The sequence below is a fragment of the Brevibacillus dissolubilis genome, from assembly GCF_006170445.1.
In the GTDB taxonomy this organism is placed as follows: domain Bacteria; phylum Bacillota; class Bacilli; order Brevibacillales; family Brevibacillaceae; genus Brevibacillus_B; species Brevibacillus_B dissolubilis.
In genome coordinates, this window is sequence record NZ_VCNA01000009.1 from 58,940 (window position 1) to 77,712 (window position 18,773).

Annotated in this window: 18 protein-coding genes and 2 riboswitches; of the genes, 9 read left to right on the plus strand and 9 right to left on the minus strand. The window is 48.7% G+C overall.

Going from position 1 to position 18,773, the window contains the following annotated elements:
• Positions 1–36 precede the first annotated feature (36 nt).
• Positions 37–144: riboswitch (SAM riboswitch) on the minus strand.
• Between the two features lie 65 nt (positions 145–209).
• Positions 210–1,451, minus strand: coding sequence for an aspartate kinase (locus FGI41_RS17065; protein ID WP_139491553.1), 1,242 nt, complete (start codon positions 1,449–1,451; stop codon positions 210–212).
• A gap of 187 nt (positions 1,452–1,638) precedes the next feature.
• Positions 1,639–1,827: riboswitch (Lysine riboswitch) on the minus strand.
• Between the two features lie 167 nt (positions 1,828–1,994).
• On the opposite strand from FGI41_RS17065, the gene FGI41_RS17070 reads away from it, so the two are divergent.
• The 4 genes from FGI41_RS17070 (at position 1,995) to FGI41_RS17085 (ending at position 6,657) form a co-directional block, all read left to right on the plus strand.
• The gene (locus FGI41_RS17070) at positions 1,995–2,849 is read left to right on the plus strand and encodes an SDR family oxidoreductase (RefSeq protein ID WP_139491554.1); all 855 of its coding nucleotides are present in this window, start codon (positions 1,995–1,997) and stop codon (positions 2,847–2,849) included.
• A 114-nt stretch (positions 2,850–2,963) separates the two neighbouring features.
• Positions 2,964–4,430, plus strand: a complete 1,467-nt coding sequence (locus FGI41_RS17075; RefSeq protein WP_176560323.1) for a spore germination protein — start codon at positions 2,964–2,966, stop codon at positions 4,428–4,430.
• Positions 4,431–4,450: 20 nt separating this feature from the next.
• Entirely contained in the window at positions 4,451–5,548 is a 1,098-nt protein-coding gene (locus FGI41_RS17080) for a GerAB/ArcD/ProY family transporter (RefSeq protein WP_139491555.1), read from the plus strand.
• Positions 5,545–6,657 carry a Ger(x)C family spore germination protein gene (locus tag FGI41_RS17085; RefSeq protein ID WP_139491556.1) on the plus strand — a complete coding sequence of 371 codons (1,113 nt, stop codon included), beginning with the start codon at positions 5,545–5,547 and terminating at the stop codon, positions 6,655–6,657. Before FGI41_RS17080 ends, FGI41_RS17085 begins: the two co-directional genes overlap by 4 nt.
• A 122-nt stretch (positions 6,658–6,779) precedes the next feature.
• On the opposite strand, the gene uvrC is transcribed toward FGI41_RS17085, so the two are convergent.
• The 3 genes from uvrC to FGI41_RS25090 form a co-directional block, all read right to left on the minus strand.
• Complete coding sequence (gene uvrC / locus FGI41_RS17090; protein ID WP_139491557.1) at positions 6,780–8,567, minus strand: excinuclease ABC subunit UvrC; 1,788 nt, start codon at positions 8,565–8,567, stop codon at positions 6,780–6,782.
• 221 nt (positions 8,568–8,788) lie between these two features.
• Positions 8,789–9,109, minus strand: a complete 321-nt coding sequence (gene trxA, locus FGI41_RS17095) for a thioredoxin (RefSeq protein WP_139491558.1) — start codon at positions 9,107–9,109, stop codon at positions 8,789–8,791.
• Positions 9,110–9,234: 125 nt separating this feature from the next.
• Positions 9,235–9,396 (minus strand): hypothetical protein, encoded by a 162-nt coding sequence (locus FGI41_RS25090; RefSeq protein WP_176560324.1) that lies wholly within the window; start codon positions 9,394–9,396, stop codon positions 9,235–9,237.
• Between the two features lie 178 nt (positions 9,397–9,574).
• Here FGI41_RS25090 and FGI41_RS17100 point away from each other — a divergent pair, with 178 nt between their 5' ends.
• Positions 9,575–10,411 carry a hypothetical protein gene (locus FGI41_RS17100; protein ID WP_139491559.1) on the plus strand — a complete coding sequence of 279 codons (837 nt, stop codon included), beginning with the start codon at positions 9,575–9,577 and terminating at the stop codon, positions 10,409–10,411.
• Between the two features lie 60 nt (positions 10,412–10,471).
• Here the strand turns inward: FGI41_RS17100 and FGI41_RS17105 are convergent, their stop codons facing one another.
• The 4 genes from FGI41_RS17105 to fadR form a co-directional block, all read right to left on the minus strand.
• On the minus strand, positions 10,472–11,431 hold the full coding sequence (locus FGI41_RS17105; protein ID WP_139491560.1) for an electron transfer flavoprotein subunit alpha/FixB family protein: 960 nt from the start codon (positions 11,429–11,431) through the stop codon (positions 10,472–10,474).
• Positions 11,432–11,444: 13 nt separating this feature from the next.
• A complete protein-coding gene (locus FGI41_RS17110; RefSeq protein ID WP_139491561.1) occupies positions 11,445–12,212 on the minus strand; it encodes an electron transfer flavoprotein subunit beta/FixA family protein in 768 nt (255 codons plus the stop codon).
• 13 nt (positions 12,213–12,225) lie between these two features.
• Positions 12,226–13,002: an enoyl-CoA hydratase gene (locus FGI41_RS17115; RefSeq protein ID WP_139491562.1), complete on the minus strand. Its 777-nt coding sequence runs from the start codon at positions 13,000–13,002 to the stop codon at positions 12,226–12,228.
• Positions 13,003–13,143: 141 nt separating this feature from the next.
• Positions 13,144–13,731 carry a fatty acid metabolism transcriptional regulator FadR gene (gene fadR / locus FGI41_RS17120; RefSeq protein ID WP_139491563.1) on the minus strand — a complete coding sequence of 196 codons (588 nt, stop codon included), beginning with the start codon at positions 13,729–13,731 and terminating at the stop codon, positions 13,144–13,146.
• A gap of 176 nt (positions 13,732–13,907) precedes the next feature.
• On the opposite strand from fadR, the gene FGI41_RS17125 reads away from it, so the two are divergent.
• From FGI41_RS17125 to FGI41_RS17140, 4 genes are read left to right on the plus strand one after another with little or no spacing between them, the layout of a single operon-like run.
• Positions 13,908–15,296 (plus strand): cbb3-type cytochrome c oxidase subunit I, encoded by a 1,389-nt coding sequence (locus tag FGI41_RS17125; RefSeq protein ID WP_139491564.1) that lies wholly within the window; start codon positions 13,908–13,910, stop codon positions 15,294–15,296.
• A 27-nt stretch (positions 15,297–15,323) separates the two neighbouring features.
• Entirely contained in the window at positions 15,324–15,884 is a 561-nt protein-coding gene (locus FGI41_RS17130; protein WP_139491565.1) for a cbb3-type cytochrome c oxidase subunit II, read from the plus strand.
• The gene (locus FGI41_RS17135) at positions 15,881–16,321 is read left to right on the plus strand and encodes a c-type cytochrome (protein WP_139491566.1); all 441 of its coding nucleotides are present in this window, start codon (positions 15,881–15,883) and stop codon (positions 16,319–16,321) included. The genes FGI41_RS17130 and FGI41_RS17135 overlap by 4 nt, the downstream gene beginning before the upstream one ends.
• A gap of 26 nt (positions 16,322–16,347) precedes the next feature.
• The gene (locus FGI41_RS17140) at positions 16,348–16,863 is read left to right on the plus strand and encodes a hypothetical protein (protein ID WP_139491567.1); all 516 of its coding nucleotides are present in this window, start codon (positions 16,348–16,350) and stop codon (positions 16,861–16,863) included.
• Between the two features lie 82 nt (positions 16,864–16,945).
• Here FGI41_RS17140 and FGI41_RS17145 read toward each other — a convergent pair whose 3' ends face one another.
• Complete coding sequence (locus FGI41_RS17145; RefSeq protein WP_139491568.1) at positions 16,946–18,649, minus strand: long-chain-fatty-acid--CoA ligase; 1,704 nt, start codon at positions 18,647–18,649, stop codon at positions 16,946–16,948.
• Between the last annotated feature and the right edge of the window lie 124 nt (positions 18,650–18,773).

The following is an 18,773-nucleotide window of genomic DNA, read 5'->3' on the forward strand; positions in this document are numbered from 1 at the left end:
GAAGAGGGGAGCTGGTCGATAATCACAGGGGTCCCGCTCTTATCTGCCAGACGAAAAAATACGTCTGCTGGATTTAGCACCTCTCCGCCTATGCGGGGTTGCCGGGTTTCATCGGGCCAGTCCCTCCACCACTCTCGATAAGAGAACCAATTTTTACATTGAGTACATCATAGCTTGCAGAGACAGACCTGTCAAGGACTGGCTATCAATTACAGACCATGCACCACAGCTGTCTCCTCTACATCCAGACCAAAAGCCGTGTGCAGTGTGCGTACAGCAAGCTCGGTATACTCTTCCGGCACCACGCAGGATACCTTGATGTCAGACGTGGATACCATTTTGATTGGAATGCCGACATCCGCCAATTGACGGAACATCTGTGCCGCTACACCCGGATTAGAGATCATGCCAGCACCGACGATGGATACCTTCGCCAAGTCTTTTACATGCAAAATCTCTCGGTAGCCGAGCTGCTCCTTGTTGGCTGCCAGTGTCTCCAGTGCTTTTGGCAGTTCATCAGAGGATACACTGAATGATATGTTGGTTTCATCAGACTCATACGAACTCTGAATAATAATATCTACGTTGACTTTGGCATCCGCCAGTGTATTGAACAGACGGGACAACGTACCCACTTTGGCAGCCATACCTGCTACCGTAATTTTTGCTACATCTTCGTCATGAGCGACACCGCTTACCACTCTTCCTGTTTCCATGTTTGCTGCCTCCTCCACATAAGTACCTTCTTCATCTGTAAAGCTGGAACGCACGACCAGACGCACGCCGAATTTTTTCGCCACTTCTACGGAACGCGGATGCAATACACCTGCACCGAGATTCGCCAGCTCCAGCATTTCGTCATAGGAAATCGAGTTGAGCTTTTGTGCTGATTTTACCACGCGCGGATCTGCCGTGAATACGCCGGACACGTCTGTGAAAATCTCGCATTTATCCGCACCGAGGCTGGCTGCCAGCGCTACCGCTGTCGTATCGGAGCCACCGCGGCCCAGTGTCGTGATCTCACCCTCGGCAGAGATGCCCTGAAAGCCTGCGACGATCACCACGCGTCCCTGTGCCAGATGGTTGCGGATACGGTCGTTCCCGATCTTTTCGATTCTAGCTTTGCCGTGGACAGACTCTGTCGTGATGCCCGCCTGCCAGCCGGTGAGAGAGACCGCGTCACAGCCTTTTTGCTGCAGCGCCATCGCAAGCATCGCGATGGAGACCTGCTCCCCTGTTGTCACCAGCATATCGAGTTCGCGTGCAGACGGTTGTGCGGAGATTTCTTTTGCCATATTGATCAGCACGTCTGTGGACTTGCCCATCGCAGAGACGACGATTACCATGTCATGTCCCTGCTGTCTATAAGAAATGATCCGGTCAGCCACACGCATAATCCGTTCCGTCGTGCCAACCGAAGTACCACCAAATTTTTGTACAATCACGCCCATTGTTGTTTTCTCTCCTCTGCTATCCTTCTTTTCTATTTTGGCACCAAGTCCTGACAGCTACTCGGTTTTTCTATTTTTTTGCATCAAAAAAGGCACCGACAAGGTAGTCCCCTGCCGATGCCTGTTATAGACATACGTGGTCTCCTCCTCCCCTAAAAGCTCTCGCAAAAGACGAAACCGTCCAATGCGGTGAGATAGCACTCCATCCAGTGATTGGGTAATCTCTGGATGACAGTCCTGCGCTTGTTCAACGCAGACCCAGCACGTGAAGCATCGGGTTGCTTCAGGCACTTCGGCGAATTCCCCTTTCCCCACTCCGTCATCGACACCCGTGTCTACGGAAGGTACTCTTGGTTTTCGCGCCTCTACCTCACTCCTTTTTCACGGGAAGTGAGGTGTCATATTCAGTTCGTTAGCGATTATAGCATGCATGGTTGTGCATGTTCAAGACTAATTTATGCAAAAAGAAAACCACTGTAACTGGTACAATGGTGGAAAAAGCTGTTGTATTCGTATGATCAAGGTGAAAAAGGGAGAATGTCTATGTCCACTCTATCCATTAATCGTCCTGTCGCACTCGTGACAGGCAGCTCCAGCGGCTTCGGCCTGCTCGCAAGCATTGCATTGGCCCAGGAAGGCTATCAGGTCATCGCCACGATGCGCAATCCTGCCAGGAAAACGGCGCTCGTCTCAAAAGCGCGGGAAGCAGGTGTAGAAGCATCCATCGACATCATCGAACTGGACGTAACCCACCACGCACAGGTCAAACAGGTCGTCAACCATGTCGTCCAACACTACGGCAGAATCGACCTGCTGCTCAACAACGCAGGCTTTGCGGCAGGCGGCTTCATCGAGGAGATTCCGATGGAGATGTGGCGCGAGCAGTTTGAGACCAACTTTTTCGGTGTGGTGGCAGTTACCCAAGCCGTGCTCCCCCATATGCGCGAGGCCCAATCTGGGCTGATCCTCACGCTTGGCAGCATCAGCGGACTTTTCGGATTTCCCAGCCTGGGTCCCTATGTTTCTTCCAAACACGCCATCGAAGGCTTCTGTGAGTCTCTCCGGCTGGAGATGAATCCATACGGTGTCAAAGTCGTTCTGATCGAGCCAGGATCGTATCAGACAGATATATGGAATAAGAGCTTAGAACAAGTAGAAAAACCAATCGACTCCCCCTACACCTCTCAGATGGAGCGGATCATACAGTCCGTGAAACAGACGGCAGCCACAGCATCGGACCCGCAAGAAGTCATTGGTCAAATCATCAGAATTGTTCGCACGCCCAATCCAAGATTACGTTATATCGTAGGCAAAGGGACAAAGACCATGCTGTTTTTCAAAAGAATCTTACCTTGGAAATGGATCGAGCAAATCGTTACCAGACAAATAGGCAGGTAGAGACAAACTCCATATAGCTTCAAATGGGATAAAAATCTAATCCAGTGAAAAAATAACCAAAAATAATCAAAGGAAGGTTTTGGGGTGAGGAATATGAGATTGGTGAAGAGAATCATGCAGCTGCTTCAAGAACAGCCAGTCGCAGTTGCCCCCCCAGTTGAACAGACGGAAGAAGTCATTCCCCCCTCCCTCGATCATACCTTAGATCAGTTTACGGATTGCGCTGACTTGGTTCATCGAAGTTTCCCTAAGGCTAACCTGGATGTCGTTTACTTCGCGTTTTTAGTGGGCAACGATGAGTTTCTTCGGGACATTGCGATGCCCTTTTCTGATGTAACCGAAAGTGAAGCTGCCCTTCGCCTCACTCAATCACAATACATGCCAGTGAATAACTCCAAGGATTGCATCAAAGGAATACTGAACGGAAAAGCGGCTATTTTTTTTCAAGATGTCGCCTTTCTCGTTGATATTTCCCATCCAATCGGCCGATCAATTGCCCAGTCTGAAACAGAAACCGTGATCACAGGTCCGCATGATGGATTCGTGGAAAATCTCGTGCATAACCTAAGTGTCGTGCGCAGGAGAATCAAAAGCTCTCATGTAAAAACCGTTACGCTCGAGGTAGGAGAAGTCTCTAAGACGATTGTTGTCTTGGTGTATATGGAAGATATCGTTGATATGAGTTTTGTCCAGATGCTTAGGGATCGTATCCAACAAATTGAAGTGGATTCCGTATTTGAAACCAATCAATTAGTACAACTCATCGACGATAATCCTAACTCGTTATTTCCACAATTCATGACAACCGAACGGCCTGATGCCATCTGCTCAAAAATCGTGGCAGGTCGAGTTGCTTGCTTCGTAGAAGGGAGTCCGTCGGCATTTAGCTGCCCCACCTCCTTCTTTGAGTTTTTCTCTTCCCCGGATGATTACTATCAGCGTTGGCAATTAGGCACTGCACTGCGGATTTTGCGGATCATTGGATTCTTGATCACGATGATCTTCACAGCCTTGTATGTATCTGTAACCACCTTTCATTATGAAATGATTCCTCATACCATGCTGCTCAATCTGACTGAATCCAGGAGCAAGGTTCCTTTTCCTCCCTTGGTGGAAGCGATCATGATGGAGACGACCATCGAATTGCTTCGGGAAGCCGGAGCCAGACTTCCCAGCAAAATTGGACAAACGATCGGGATCGTCGGCGGGATCGTTATTGGCCAAGCCGCTGTGCAGGCAGGCTTTACCAGCAATATCCTCATTATCGCCGTTGCTTTGTCTGCGATCGCTTCTTTCGTCATTCCCAGCTACCTCATGAGTGCCTCTATCCGTCTGATCCGGTTTGGCATCATCTTTTTAGCTGGCATCTTAGGCAACTTTGGGATCATCGTAGGAGTCGGGCTCGTAGTCATTCATTTATCCGGCATAACGAATATGGGGACTTCCTATCTGACCCCGATTGCACCTATTAGCACGTATGACTGGCTGGATACATTTGCCCGCGGCCCGTTCTGGAGCCTGCGGAAGCGGCCTTCTCAAGCCAGAACGAATAACGAAGTGAAAAGCAGACCGCGGAAATAAGCAGAAATGGTGGTGATGTCATGCGGGAAAAACTGAATTGGTTTCATGTTGCCATTCTGACCTATATGATTCAGTTAGATGTTACGCTCTTCAGTCTTCCCCGCATCATCGCTGAAAAACTTGGCACCAATGGTTGGATCGGTGTGCTGTTGCTGTCGTTGGTGGGGATTCTCAACATTTTTCTCTACTCTCTTGTCCATCGCATGGGGAAGGGAGCATCTTTTTTTGATATCGTAGAAGCATCGCTTCCCAAATTCATGATCTACCCTCTGTATCTTGCTTTAGCTCTCTTCTATATTTATGTAGGTTCTATTCTCGGAAAAAGCTTTATCATCATCTTTCAAATCATGGCCTTCCCGACAACCAACTCGATGTTCTTGTTTCTGCTCTATTGTTATATGATGTATTGCATGTTAATAAAAGACATATACAGCATCAGCAAAGCAGTTACCGTATTCTTTTTCGTCACATTTTGGCTCGGTGGTCTGACTTTCTATTATTTTTCAGAATGGGAGATCGTTCGACTTACCCCGTTTCTGTTCAAAGGTGCTACCGAGGAAATCAGCTTGAATAGCTGGACGGATATCTATACCATTTTCGTCGGTTGTGAATTATGCCTCTATCTCTTTCCTTATGCCAGCCGGGATGGGAAATGGTTCAAAGGAGTATATATCGGTCATATTTTCATTACCCTGGTCTATGTCTATGTCATTATTGTCTCTTCAGGATTTTTCAGCTTTCATCAGTTGAAGGCGATGTCTTATCCGATTATTGATTCACTTGCTTTCATTGAGCTGCCATTTATCAATCGTGTGGAGAATCTGGTTTTTGCCTTCTTCATGTTCTCTAATGTAACGTCCTCGGTTATATATGGATTTGCTTCCCTCTCCGCAATGAAAAGGATTTTTCCACGCATGAGAAAGAACGTATTAGAATTCGTGATCGCAGGGATCACCTTTGGGTTTGGCTTTACGGCCCAAATCTTACGCGAAACGGATAAACATGTAAGTGATGCGATGTTCGTTGAGACCATCTTAGCTTTCAGCATTCCTCTGCTGTTAATTGTGTTGCTGTTGATCCAACGTTTACGTTTACAAAAAGGAAGTGAACGTGCATGATCGCGCGGATTGCCTTGGTGCTTGTTCTTTTGCTTCTGACAGGTTGCGGGGATCAAAGAATCTTGGAGGAGTTAGGGTTCGCCAGAAGTGTGGCCTATGACACCATCCCCGATCAAGAGAGTGATGGCCGAATCCAAATATCAGCCACCATTCCTAAAGCCAATCAACAAGAAAAAATATTCTTTACTACGATCGCCCGAACCAGCAAGGAAGCCCGCATCAAGTTTTCAAAGGAAAACAACAGAAGAATTGTAAGCGGCCAAATGCGCTCCGTTCTTTTTGGCATTGACTTGGCAAAGAAGGGTCTATGGGATCATATCGACACACTCATCCGTGACCCGCAAGTTTCTGCAAACGTACATGTCATCTTGGTAGAAGGCAGCGGAGGGGACCTATTAAAAAAAGAATATAAGCCCTATCCGCAAGTAGGTGAGTATATTGATGAGCTAATTAAGACGGAAGCAAGAGCGACGGCTATTCCTGACTCCAGGCTGTACGATTTTTCCAGAGATTATTACGATGATGGCGCTGATCCTGTAGCACCCATTTTGAAAAGTACGGGGGCGAAAATCAAGGTGGTTGGAATCGGCTTATTTAGAGACGACCGGTACGTCACCAGGATTCCAACGGATCAATTCATGTTTATCGCTTTTTTGCGTGGGGACTTTCGCTCAGGCGATATTACTATGCGTATTCCCGAAACCAAACAACATCATGAAAATGTAATGCTCAGCTCGATGGTCAACAAACGAACCATTCATGTGACCCGCAATCATCCAGTCCGTGATGGCCATGATATTCAGGTCGATATCGAGATGGAGATTAGCGGTTCTTTATTGGAATACACCGGGCAACTCAAACTGCAGCGCTCATCCGATCAAATCAAGCTGGAAACGATTATGAACAAATATATCAAGCAAGAAACCGAACGAGTATTGAAGAGCATGCAAAAACACCGGGTTGACTCCATTGGTCTCGGTCAATATGTGCGAAATAAACTAAGCTACGAAGAATGGAAAAACCTTGATTGGAACAAAGCCTTTGCCGATGTAAGAATAAGTGTTCATCCCCATATCAAAATCAAAGATTATGGAAAACTTCAAGAGTAAATTCACTGCGATCCATGTTGCAGATAACCATACCATTCACTCCATAAAAAAAGCCGCCTATGTTGGCGGCCAACAAGCTGTCGGGTATACTCGACAGCTTGTTTATGTGATTCTCCTGTACGTTATGATTGATCCAGTTTACGCAGACTACGTATAATATCCCTCGCCAGCTTATCCCCAATCCCCAGCTGTCTGAAATCCTCCACCGATGCCTCCCGCATCTTCGCAAGCGACCCAAAATGCTGAAACATCGCTTTGCGCCTCTTCTCCCCGATCCCCGGAATCTCATCCAGCTGGGAAGCCAGCATATTTTTCGTGCGGGACTGACGGTGGAACGTAATCGCAAAACGGTGGACCTCGTCCTGTATGCGCTGCAGCAGGTAAAACTCCCACGAATTGCGGTCAAGCGGTACCGGCACAGCATCCTCCCCGTACAAAAGCTCGGCCGTACGGTGACGGTCATCTTTCGCCAGACCACATACGGGAATGTAGAGACCCAGCTCATTTTGCAGTACATCAATCGCGGAGCTGATCTGCCCCTTGCCCCCGTCGACGATGATCAGGTCTGGCAACGGCAGATTTTCTCTCAACACACGTGTGTAGCGCCGGCGGATGACTTCTCGCATGGAACCGTAGTCGTCCGGGCCTTCCACCGTTTTGATCTTAAACTTGCGGTATTCTTTCTTATCCGGACGCCCCTCGGTAAAGACAACCATCGCAGATACCGGCTCCACACCTTGAATGTTGGAGTTGTCAAACGCCTCAATCCGGCGCGGAACTCCTGTGCCCAGTGCATGACCCAGATTGTGGATCGCCTGCACGGTGCGCGCCTCATCCTTGGACATCAGGGCGAACTTCTCGGCAATCGCAATCCGGGCGTTCTCCTCCGCCATTTTGATCAGCTCATGCTTTTTCCCGCGCTTCGGGGTAAGCACCTTGACACCCAGCCATTCACTGAGCAGCTCTGGTTCACTTTGCTCTGGCAACAGGATTTCTTTTGGCAGGGCATTCTGCTTGTCGTAGTAAAACTGGGTAACGTACGACATGAAATCCTCCACCATATCACCGTAATACGGGAACGATGTGGTCTCGCGCTCGATCATCTTGCCTTGGCGCATGTAAAAAATCTGCACACACATCCAGCCTTTGTCCACGGCATATCCGATGATATCGCGGTCGAGCGTATCGGTCAGCGTCACCTTCTGCTTTTCCATCAAGGCCTCAATGGATAGAATCAGATCGCGGTATTCCTTGGCCCGCTCGAATTCCATCTCTTCGGACGCTTTGTACATTTTTTCGGTCAGCTCTTGCTTCATTGCTTCATGTCCGCCGTCGAGAAACTTGCAGATTTCATCGACGATGCGGTTATTTTCCGCCTGATCCACCTCATAGACACAAGGCGCCAGGCATTGCCCCAAGTGATAGTACAGGCACACCTGCTTCGGCAGATGCTGACACTTGCGCAACGGGTAGAGGCGGTCGAGCAGCTTCTTCACCTCTTGCGCTGCTGTTGCATTCGGATACGGTCCGAAGTATTTGGCTTTATCTTTTAACACCTTGCGCGTAATCTCCAGACGCGGGTGCTCTTCATTGGTTACTTTGATGTATGGGTACGTCTTGTCATCCTTCAGCAAAATATTATAACGCGGATTATGCTGCTTGATCAGGTTGCACTCCAGAATCAGTGCTTCCATCGCGGATGAGACGACGATGTATTCGAAGTCGGCGATCTCTGACACGAGCAGTTGCGTCTTCCCGTCATGGCTCCCTGTAAAATAAGAACGCACACGGTTTCTCAGCACTTTAGCCTTACCGACGTAAATGATATCGCCATTGGCGTTTTTCATCAGATAACAACCGGGTTTTTCGGGCAGGACAGCCAGTTTGTCTTTGATGTTTTTCTTGGTCATATCCGTACCTACTCCCCTTTCTATAGATCCCTCATAAAAAAATGCTCTACTCCCTATAGTAGCACGAATGTTCCCCACTTTCATCTCTCAACCCATAGAAAATGTTCCATAAAAAAAAAACCCCGCAGATGAGCCACGGAGTTGTTTTAGACAAGCTTAATTGGGTAGGACAGAGCTCGAGGCCGTCCCAACATACCACGCTAATGTTTCAATTGAGAATCTTACAGGTATTGGCCTACAGATGCCATGAGGGCTTCTTTCGGTTTGAAACCAACCACTTTATCTACTGGTTGACCGTCTTTGAACACGATCAGGGTAGGGATGGACATTACGCCGAAACGGCCAGCGGTTTCTGGGTTCTCATCCACGTTGATTTTCACGATTTTGAGCTTGCTGCCCACTTCTTTATCCATATCCTCCAGAACAGGAGCGATCATTTTGCAAGGACCGCACCATGGCGCCCAGAAATCAACGAGAACCGCACCTTGTGCTTGTTCTACTTCACTTGCGAAATCTTTATCAGATACATTTTCAATTGCCATAAGGATAGCCTCCTTCAACATTCCGATTTATGTACTAAACAATTGTAAGTATACCACCTGAGTCGGAAAATGACCATGGGAGGTCGACACTTTCGGTGGCGGACAGGAGTAGTTTGCCCTATTTTCTACCCGTTATTTCGATTTCGAAGCAGTTGGATGATGGTATTAAGCTGCATGGAAATGACAATCAAGATACCAAAAATAGCTCCTAAGTGTGCACCAGTGTATACTGTAAAAAACAAACCAACATATCCCAAAACTAATATAAGAATGATTGCTCCAAGCATTCTTCCGCCTCCTAAACCCTGGGAAGATTTGTCTCAACTCTATGGTTGACTTTTATTCTTACCATTAGTCTGTTAAAACATGCCAAATATATTTCCAGCAAGAAACGATAGCTATTATGTAAAGAATACTGTTATCTTTTCAAATGATGTTATTCATTTGCAAAAGAGACCAAAACTGATGAGAAAATGGCTTATCAGTATAACAACATGTATATTCCTAATTGGTTTTCTCGCATACAACGCTCATGCGTTTGAAAACCTTGATGAAAAGAAGCTAAACCTATATTTACAAAAAGCTGGATATCCTTCTGAAGTCATAGAAACTCTTGAACCAGAACAAAAGCATGACCTCTATATGAATCGAGCTCTCTATGTAAGTTTTCAGAAAAAAAGAGACAATCTCAGCGATTCTAAAACAGACAACAGTGCGGGTACTATGAGAATTCTAACACTTTCTAATTTTACTCATACCCTGCTGGTTAGCCGAATTCCCTCAAGCATTTCCGGTATAGCAAGATTTAAAGTTGATTACAATTGGGATTGGAATAGTCGTGCCATAAATAATCTCTGGGATAAGTTCGGGATCGCTTGGAGCGATGATTATGATGCTCTCATGGAATCGGTTAGATATAGCTATGTCGCTTATGGAATAAACGGTAACAGGCAATATACAACAAAAAAAATGTCCTCATCTTCCTATGATAAATATACCCCGGGCGCCGGTATAGGGTGGAAATTCGACCTACTCCATCATTTTACTCAAAATAATATGTATTACGAGGTATATCGTCATAAAGGCTGGGGTGGAGTCTATATTCAAACACCACATGATGGCAGCGGGAGAGCAGATACTAGTTCAGCAACGGCATCATATTTTCACCAACAGTTTGATACAAACGGAACTCTTTCATTTAGTGGTGGGGCTGTTCCTGACATTGGGATAGGCTATTCATTATTGTACGATGAAAGTCCGAACAAGGGATTTAGTTGGTCTTGGTATCATAATAATTACTAAATCCAAATGCAAAAAAGCGAAGGGACATCCATCCCTTCGCTTTTCCTACTTCTATAGGGTTTACGCCAATACCTTTTTAAATTCTTCAGTCAGCACAGGCAGAACTTCGAACAGGTCGCCTACGATGCCGTAGTCAGCCACTTGGAAGATCGGTGCTTCTGGGTCTTTGTTGATTGCTACGATTACTTTGGAGTTGGACATACCAGCCAAGTGTTGGATCGCGCCGGAGATGCCGCATGCGATGTAGAGGTCTGGAGTAACGACTTTACCGGTTTGACCGATTTGCAGAGCATAATCTACATAACCAGCGTCGCAAGCACCACGGGATGCGCCGACTGCGGCACCCAGTACGTCAGCCAAGTCTTCGAGTGGTTTGAAACCGTCAGCAGATTTCACGCCGCGGCCGCCGGAAACGATGATTTTCGCTTCGGAGAGGTCCACTTTACCGGAAGTTTTGCGAACCACTTCTTTGATGATGGTGCGCAGGTCTTTGATTTCTACGTTAGCAGTTACTACTTCCGCTGTTTTGGAAGCGTCTGCTTCGCCTACAGGGATGTTGTTTGGACGGATGGTGATGAACACTTTGCCGTCGTTGAATTTGCGTTTTTGGAATGCTTTACCCGCATAGATTGGACGGGTGAAAACAGGGCCTGCTTCAACAGCGGTTACGTCTGTTACGAGACCGAGACCGAGGCGGGAAGCTACGCGTGGAGCCACGTCACGGCCGATTGCTGTGTGACCTGCTACGATTGCGTCTGGAGCGACTTCATTAACGAGTTGAGCGATCGCTTGGGTGTATGCGTCTGGAGTGTATTGATCCAGTTCGCTGTTTTTTACTACATATACTTTGGATGCGCCGTATTGCGCGAGTTGGTTTGCATAGGATTCTGCGTTAGCGCCGAAAGCGACAGCTACCACTTCACCGCCGGCAGCGATGGTGCCAGCTGCTGCAAGAGCTTCGAAGGATACGTTACGCAGTTGATTGTCACGAGCTTCTGTGAGTACGAGTACTTTTGTCATTCGAATCCCCTCCTTAAATCACTTTCGCTTCATTGCGAAGTAAAGATACGAGTTCTGCTGCCATGGAAGCTGCATCGCCGGACAGAATGCGGCCAGCTTGTTTCTTCGCAGGAAGGAACTGATCCACGATTTCTGTTTTTGCTGCTACATCCGCTGCAGAAAGACCGAGGTCATCTGCACCAAGGCGCTCAAGCGGTTTCTTTTTCGCTTTCATGATACCTGGCAGAGATGGGTAACGAGGCTCGTTGAGACCTTGCTGAGCCGTTACGAGCACAGGAAGGGAAGTTTCAACTACTTCGAGGTCACCCTCTACGTCGCGCTCAACGCGGACGGATGTGCCGTTTACTTCGAGCTTAACCGCAGTGGATACGTGGTTGATGCCGAGTTCTTCAGCAAGACGAGGACCGCCTTGGCCAGAACCAGAGTCAACTGCCATTTGGCCTGCGAGGATGATGTCATAGTTGCCTTGTTTTGCCACTGCTGCAAGAACCTTTGCAGTGGTGAACTCATCACCGAACAGGGACTCGTCGTCTACGAGAACCGCTTTGTCAGCGCCCATAGCAAGTGCAGTGCGGAGTGCGCTTTCTGCACGGTCTGGACCGATGGTTGCTACGGTTACTTCGCCGCCGAGGTCGTCTCTCAATTTGATTGCTTCTTCCACTGCATACTCATCGTATGGGTTGATGATGAATTCAGCGCTGTCTTCGCTGATTTGACCGTTGTTGATAACGATTTTTTCTTCCGTGTCAAAGGTTTGCTTCAAAACTACCAAGATGTTCATGGAAGTACCTCCTTTATCTATCCTTAAATTGTGGTTTCCGCTTTTCTAAAAACGCGCTTACGCCCTCTTTCATATCCTCGGTGGTAAACGCTTCTCCAAACAGCTTCGCCTCATATTGAAGACCTTGCTCAAGTCCCGTATTCTCCCCGGTGTGAATGGCATCGAGCGCGAAACGGATCGCTACTGCGCTTTTCTCAGCGATGACGGCTGCCAGCTTTTTCGCTTCATCGAGCAGCTGTTCTGCCGGATATACCGCTTCTGCCAAGCCCAGACGGTGCGCTTCTGCACCGCTGATCATCTCGGATGTGAGCATCAGCTGTGTCGCTTTGCCACGGCCGATCAGACGAGGCAGGCGCTGGGTTCCGCCGTAGCCTGGGATTAAGCCCAGATTAAGCTCTGGTAAACCAAGCTTAGCTTCTTCTGCAGCGAATCGGATGTGGCAAGCCATCGCCAGTTCTAATCCGCCGCCTAAGCATGCACCGTTAATGGCTGCGATAATTGGCTTTGAAAAGGCTTCCATTCTATTAAACAGTTGCTGGCCTGCAAGAGACAAACTTTCTGCCTGCTCTCCGCTGAAATTGGCGAATTCCTTGATATCGGCGCCGGCAATAAAGAAACGCCCTTCCCCTGTCAGCACAATCACTTTGACCTGCGGATCATGCTCGTAGGCATCTAGCATTTGCTTGAGACCTTCGAATGTTTGCGCATTGAGTGCGTTGGCTGGCGGGTGATCAATTGATACAACCGCTACATGGCCTTCAATTGCCACTTTTAGATTTGGAAATGACATAGCCTCTCCTCCACTACCCCGCCCCTGTCAACCGAGCGTTCGCTCAGCGAAGGGGCCAGTTCGTTTGTAAGTTCATGTACAAGCTACATTCTACCAAATCGCAAGCAAGCTGAAAACGCTTTTTATGGCATTTGTCCCAGCTTACTTGCGTATTAGACCATTTAGGAAGAGGTTATGAATGGGATCTACTTGAGAGACAAGGTCATGTTTGCATTGTCTCATCACCCATGCTGTGACGGTTTGATCCAATGTACCAAACACCATCGTGCGTGCCAGACGCACATCCACATCGTCGCGGAACACTCCGGCTTCTACGCCTTCGCGGATCACATCGTCGATCAGGCTGAAGTACTGTTTGAGCACTTCGCCGATGCCTTTGGAGACGACTGGGTTGGATTGGCGCAATTCGATCTGAGTGACCACCGAAAATTCCTTGTCATTGGCCAGCTGGCTCAAATGGGAATGAACGAGCACATAGATTTTTTGCTCCACGGTGTCGGCTTTGTTGCACAAGTCACGGCAGGTCGCAATGAACTGACCCATTTTTTCATTAAACAGCGAAATCAAGATGTCATCCTTGTTTTCGAAGTAAAGATAAATGGTGCCGTCCGCCACCTTCGCCTCACGCGCAATGCGTGATACCTGTGCATTGTGATAACCGTGCTGGGCAATAACTCGAACAGCCGCATTAATAATGGCTTGATACTTTTCCCCCGTTTTCTTCGCCATAAGCTCCTCACTTCTCCTACAGGATGTCTGATGATTTCGGATTAATGAATGACCATTCATTCATGATTTCAGTTTAATACACGGGGCCATTGCATGTCAATCCCGTTGTTTACGCATAGTATATGTGCCTTTGGTAATACTTACATCGAGAGCGGCAGTGAAAGGAGAATTTGACAATGGTTACTAACGAACAGTTGTCTTACCGGGCCATACGGTATATCTACTATTCCGCAATCGTCTGGCTGCTGGTCGGTATGACGGTCGGGCTGATTCTGTCCATTAAATATGTCTGGCCTGATTTTTTAGTGATTGGTCCCCTGCAGAAATACCTGCAATATGGGCGCATCCGACCCGTACATACCAACAGCGTGATTTTGGGCTGGCTGACCATGGCTTATGTGGCAGGGTTGTTTTATGTGATTCCGAAGCTGACCCGCGCTCCACTCGCGCATCCGCGTCTGGCCCTGATCGTGGGTTATCTGTGGAATATCTTCAACGGTCTGGGTGGACTTACCTTGATCGGCGGGTATACCACTGCAATCGAGTACGCGGAATATTTGTGGCCGATTGATCTTGTCTTTTTTGGATTGTTTGCCTGCGTGATGTTCATTTGTTTCCGTACAATCTCTAATCGTCGGGAGAAGCAGCTGTATGTAAGCTTATGGTATTTTATGGGTTCGCTGATTTGGTTTCCGCTCTTATTTATCATCGGGAATATCCCGAACGGTATGATCGGTGGGATTCCACAGGCACTGGCTGCATGGTTCTATGGTCATAATGTCATCGGTCTGTGGATTACGACCGTGGGTGTCGGCTTTACCTATTATCTCTTGCCGAAGCTGTCGAAAAATCCGCTGTACAGCCATAAGCTGTCCCTGATCGGATTCTGGACGATCGCTACTTTTTATGTATGGAACGGACCACACCATCTGCAGAACGGTCCGGTGCCAAGCTGGCTAATGAAAGCTGGTGTCATCCCGTCTGTATTATTAATTATCCCAGTCTGGTCGGTGCTTGCCAATGTATTTGGCACGATGAAAGGAAAATGGCAGCTCGTCTCCCATGATGTGTCACTGAAGTTTTTGATCACCGGGATGATTTTTTATCTGATTACGTGTGTGCAAGGGCCATTCCAAAGCCTGATGGGCCCAAGTTCCGTTCTGAAGTTTACCAACTGGGTGGTTGGACATGCGCATATGCCGTTATTCGGGGCGTTCTCCTCTGTGGTCTTTGCGCTGATCTATCACGGATTCAAGGATTTTGCCGGACGTGAGATTTACAGCAAAAAACTGATGGACATGCATTATTGGTTCTCAGTGATCGGATTTTTGGTGTTTGCCTTCAGTACGTGGACACAAGGGGTGCTGCAAGGCTTCGCCTGGGCAGAAGGGAAGCAGTACGGGATTCAGTTCGTTGAGGTCATGCAGGCTCTGCGTCCGTTCTCCATCTTCCGCTCTGCCGGAGGTTTCCTGATGTTCGCAGGACAAGTCGTGTTCGCCTATAACATCTACCGTTCGGCCAAGGATGGCATTCCTGTCGAGAAAAAAGACCAGCAAACTGCCTAGTGAGGGCGCTGTATTGGAGGGACATCCATGTCACAACCAAGAGAATCAATTACCACCCCTTTTATTATTGGAGCCATTGTCCTGTTTACGACCGGAGCAATCGCCACGGTGCTGTTGCCTTTTTTCGAGGATACGATGAAGAGGCCCAACGCCAATGCCGAAATCCGTAACTACGCAGCGGACTCACCGGAGTACCGGGGACGGCAAATTTACATACGGGAAGGCTGCCATACCTGCCACACGCAATTCGTCCGGCCTACCAAGGGGGACATGAATCTGGGGCCTGTCTCTGTACCGCAGGACTATTATTACGACTCCCCTGTGATGCAGGGAACGGTCCGTACCGGTGCTGACTTGATGTGGGTGGGACGCCGCACCAGTCCCGCCTGGCATAAGGCACATCTGAAGAATCCACGCGATGTGCTGCCTGGCAGTATCATGCCATCTTATAACTATCTGACCGAACAGGAAACCGACGATCTGATCGCCTACCTGATGTCTCTGAAGCCTGCTCCATCCACCGCGGGAACAGGGGCTCCATCTGCACCGATTCCTACGCGGGAAAGGGAGGGTGACACCAACCGATGAAAAAGAACGATCCAAACAAAAACGGGCAAGGCTACAAACAGGAAGAGAAGTACCATGAAGTCTCCGGTATTCGGATGGGTAATGCGAAAGTACCGAAGTTTTTGATCGGGCTGTACCTGTTCCTTGGTATATGGGCAGTCGGTTATGCCTTCTTCGCCACCCCGATCAATGACCGTCTGGAAGCGTCCGGCCCCACAGGCAAAGCAAATGCACCCTATGACGGCGAAACAATCGTTCAACAAAACTGTACGTCTTGTCATAATGTCACACAGGAAACATTGGTCGGCCCTGGATTGGCTGGTGTATCGAAGCGTCTTACGGACGAGCAGCTGCATGATGTATTGATGAACGGACGCGGTCAGATGCCGGCTCTCCCCAATCTCGGTCTGGACACCGAGCAGATCCGGGAAGTGATGAAGTATCTGAAAACGCTGTAAGGTGTATGAAAAAGGAGGTGCAACTGATGAAGAAACCCTATCCGCATCTGATGGCCGTCTATGATTCCCCGCAACAGGCGGAGCAAGTCTTTAATGCCTTGCAATCCTTTGTCAAGCGGGAAGATATCTCGATCGTGCATCAGGCACCAGATGAGTATAGCACACGTGACCTGAGCACTGATACCGTGGCTGACGGAATCGGCTGGGGCGCTCTTGGCGGCAGTGGTCTGGGTCTGGCGATTGGGATGAGCACGATTCTGATCCCCGGTATCGGGCCGTTGATCGCACTTGGCCCGATCATGACGACGCTGTCTGGTTTGGTTGTCGGTGGCATCACGGGCGGGCTGATCGATATGGGAATCAACCGCTATACCGCCGAAGCTATGACCGAGCATGTCAAAAAAGGCTTGGTCGTGCTGACGGTGGCGATACCAAACGAGTCACTGCGTCAATCGATCACGAACCTGCTTGACGAACATGGTGCGATTGAAATTCATGAAGAAGAGGTCATGCTGTCGCAAGATGCAGAAAGCCGTTTTTAGCCTAAAAAAGACATGTTCCTACAGGTTTTCCTGAGAAACATGTCTTTTTCTGTTTTATACCAGTTAGCGCTTACAAATCTTTTTATCCTAATTTTTCTGTATTCTCTTCTTGTTCGATCTGTTTTTTCGCTTCGTCCTGCAGCTGGCGGCGAAGTACTTTGCCTACAGTGGTCTTCGGCAGTTCGTCGCGGAACTCGTACTTGCGTGGTACTTTGTAAGAGGCCAGGCGTTGACGGCAGAAGGTGTTGAGCTCGTCTTGGGTCAGGGTTTGACCTTTTTTGGCGACGATATACGCTTTGACGGTTTCACCACGGTATGGGTCCGGTACACCGACGACAGCGGCTTCCACGATTCCCGGATGCTCAAACAGCACCTCTTCCACTTCACGCGGGTAGATGTTGTAGCCACCTGCGATGATCATGTCTTTTTTGCGGTCGACGATGTAGAAATAGCCGTTCTCATCCATGGTGGCGATATCTCCGGTCAACAGCCAGCCGTTCTGTAGTACCGCTGCGGTATCCTCAGGACGGTTCCAGTAGCCGCTCATCACCTGCGGGCCGCGTACTGCCAGCTCCCCTACTTGACCTGGCGGCATTTCATCGCCGGTCGCCGGGTCGACTATTTTGCTGTCTGTGTCTGGCCATGGCAGACCGATACTGCCGCTGACACGTTTGCCCCAGAATGGGTTGGAGTGCGTCACTGGTGAGGATTCTGTCAGGCCGTAGCCTTCTACCAGCTTCCCGCCTGTCAGTGCCTCGAAGCGCTCTTGTACCTCAAGCGGCAATGGGGCCGAACCGCTGACACAAGCCTCGATGGAAGACAAGTCGTATTTTTGCAGATCAGGGTGGTTGATCAGCATGATGTACATGGTTGGGGCACCTGGGAACATCGTGATCCGCATCTTATGGATCGTTTCGAGGAGAGCTTTGGGCTCTGGACGTGGGATCAGGATAATCTCGCCCGCCATCACAATCCCGCAGTTCATCACAGTGGTCATCCCATACACATGGAAAAATGGCAGGGCTCCCAGGATGCGTTCCTGACCGTCCTTGAGCTTATACATCGTGGTGCGGCATTGGATCGCATTGGCGACAAGGTTCATGTGTGTAAGCATGACACCTTTGGCTAAGCCGGTGGTACCGCCTGTATACTGCAAGAGGGCCAGATCGGTTTCTGGGTCAATCTCCACGCTTACCGGCGTGGACGGGCTTTGGTTGACAACATCGACGAAGCGCTCCACTCCATTGCCGTATGTAATCTCCGGCGGTTTTGGCTGGTTGCGTTGAGCCAGTGGAAACAGCAGTTTTTTGATAAAAGGCAGATAATCACGGACACTCGTGACAAACACATTTTTCAATGACGTGTTCGACTTCACGGCCATGACACGGTTGTAGAGTATGTCAAGCGTGACAATGGTTTCTGTGCCAGAGTCACCCAGCTGGTGGGACAGCTCGCGCTCGGTATAGAGCGGATTGGTCATCACCGCTACGGCTCCGGCAAAAAGCGTGCCATAGTAAGCAATCACCGCCTGGGGGGAGTTAGGCAGCATGATCGCTACGCGGTCACCTTTTTTCACACCGCGCTTGATCAAAGCATTCGCAAATTGATAAGACAATCCCAAAAGTTCTGAATACGTAATGCGTTTACCCATAAAGTACAAGACGTTGTTCGATGGATACTTGTTCGCAGACTCTACCAGAAAATGAGTCAAAGGAACACGGGGGTATTCCAGGCTCGTCGGAATTTCTTCCGGATAAAAAGCAAACCAAGGTTTGGTTACGGTCATGTGACGGGATACCTCCATTCCTTCGAATAGGCGCCTCTCACATTGATTCACATTCATAACATCTTCCTATTCTCTATATTAGATCAAAAGGGTGTGGGGAGCAATAGAAGTTCGTGGATGAGCG

Excerpts from the sequence above, each read along its gene's own strand:
- FGI41_RS17065 (WP_139491553.1), bottom strand. The coding sequence starts at position 1,451 with ATGGGCGTGATTGTACAAAAATTTGGTGGTACTTCGGTTGGCACGACG.
- FGI41_RS17070 (WP_139491554.1), top strand. The coding sequence starts at position 1,995 with ATGTCCACTCTATCCATTAATCGTCCTGTCGCACTCGTGACAGGCAGC.
- FGI41_RS17075 (WP_176560323.1), top strand. The coding sequence starts at position 2,964 with ATGCAGCTGCTTCAAGAACAGCCAGTCGCAGTTGCCCCCCCAGTTGAA.
- FGI41_RS17080 (WP_139491555.1), top strand. The coding sequence starts at position 4,451 with ATGCGGGAAAAACTGAATTGGTTTCATGTTGCCATTCTGACCTATATG.
- FGI41_RS17085 (WP_139491556.1), top strand. The coding sequence starts at position 5,545 with ATGATCGCGCGGATTGCCTTGGTGCTTGTTCTTTTGCTTCTGACAGGT.
- uvrC (WP_139491557.1), bottom strand. The coding sequence starts at position 8,567 with ATGACCAAGAAAAACATCAAAGACAAACTGGCTGTCCTGCCCGAAAAA.
- trxA (WP_139491558.1), bottom strand. The coding sequence starts at position 9,109 with ATGGCAATTGAAAATGTATCTGATAAAGATTTCGCAAGTGAAGTAGAA.
- FGI41_RS25090 (WP_176560324.1), bottom strand. The coding sequence starts at position 9,396 with ATGCTTGGAGCAATCATTCTTATATTAGTTTTGGGATATGTTGGTTTG.
- FGI41_RS17100 (WP_139491559.1), top strand. The coding sequence starts at position 9,575 with ATGAGAAAATGGCTTATCAGTATAACAACATGTATATTCCTAATTGGT.
- FGI41_RS17105 (WP_139491560.1), bottom strand. The coding sequence starts at position 11,431 with ATGACAAAAGTACTCGTACTCACAGAAGCTCGTGACAATCAACTGCGT.
- FGI41_RS17110 (WP_139491561.1), bottom strand. The coding sequence starts at position 12,212 with ATGAACATCTTGGTAGTTTTGAAGCAAACCTTTGACACGGAAGAAAAA.
- FGI41_RS17115 (WP_139491562.1), bottom strand. The coding sequence starts at position 13,002 with ATGTCATTTCCAAATCTAAAAGTGGCAATTGAAGGCCATGTAGCGGTT.
- fadR (WP_139491563.1), bottom strand. The coding sequence starts at position 13,731 with ATGGCGAAGAAAACGGGGGAAAAGTATCAAGCCATTATTAATGCGGCT.
- FGI41_RS17125 (WP_139491564.1), top strand. The coding sequence starts at position 13,908 with ATGGTTACTAACGAACAGTTGTCTTACCGGGCCATACGGTATATCTAC.
- FGI41_RS17130 (WP_139491565.1), top strand. The coding sequence starts at position 15,324 with ATGTCACAACCAAGAGAATCAATTACCACCCCTTTTATTATTGGAGCC.
- FGI41_RS17135 (WP_139491566.1), top strand. The coding sequence starts at position 15,881 with ATGAAAAAGAACGATCCAAACAAAAACGGGCAAGGCTACAAACAGGAA.
- FGI41_RS17140 (WP_139491567.1), top strand. The coding sequence starts at position 16,348 with ATGAAGAAACCCTATCCGCATCTGATGGCCGTCTATGATTCCCCGCAA.
- FGI41_RS17145 (WP_139491568.1), bottom strand. The coding sequence starts at position 18,649 with ATGACCGTAACCAAACCTTGGTTTGCTTTTTATCCGGAAGAAATTCCG.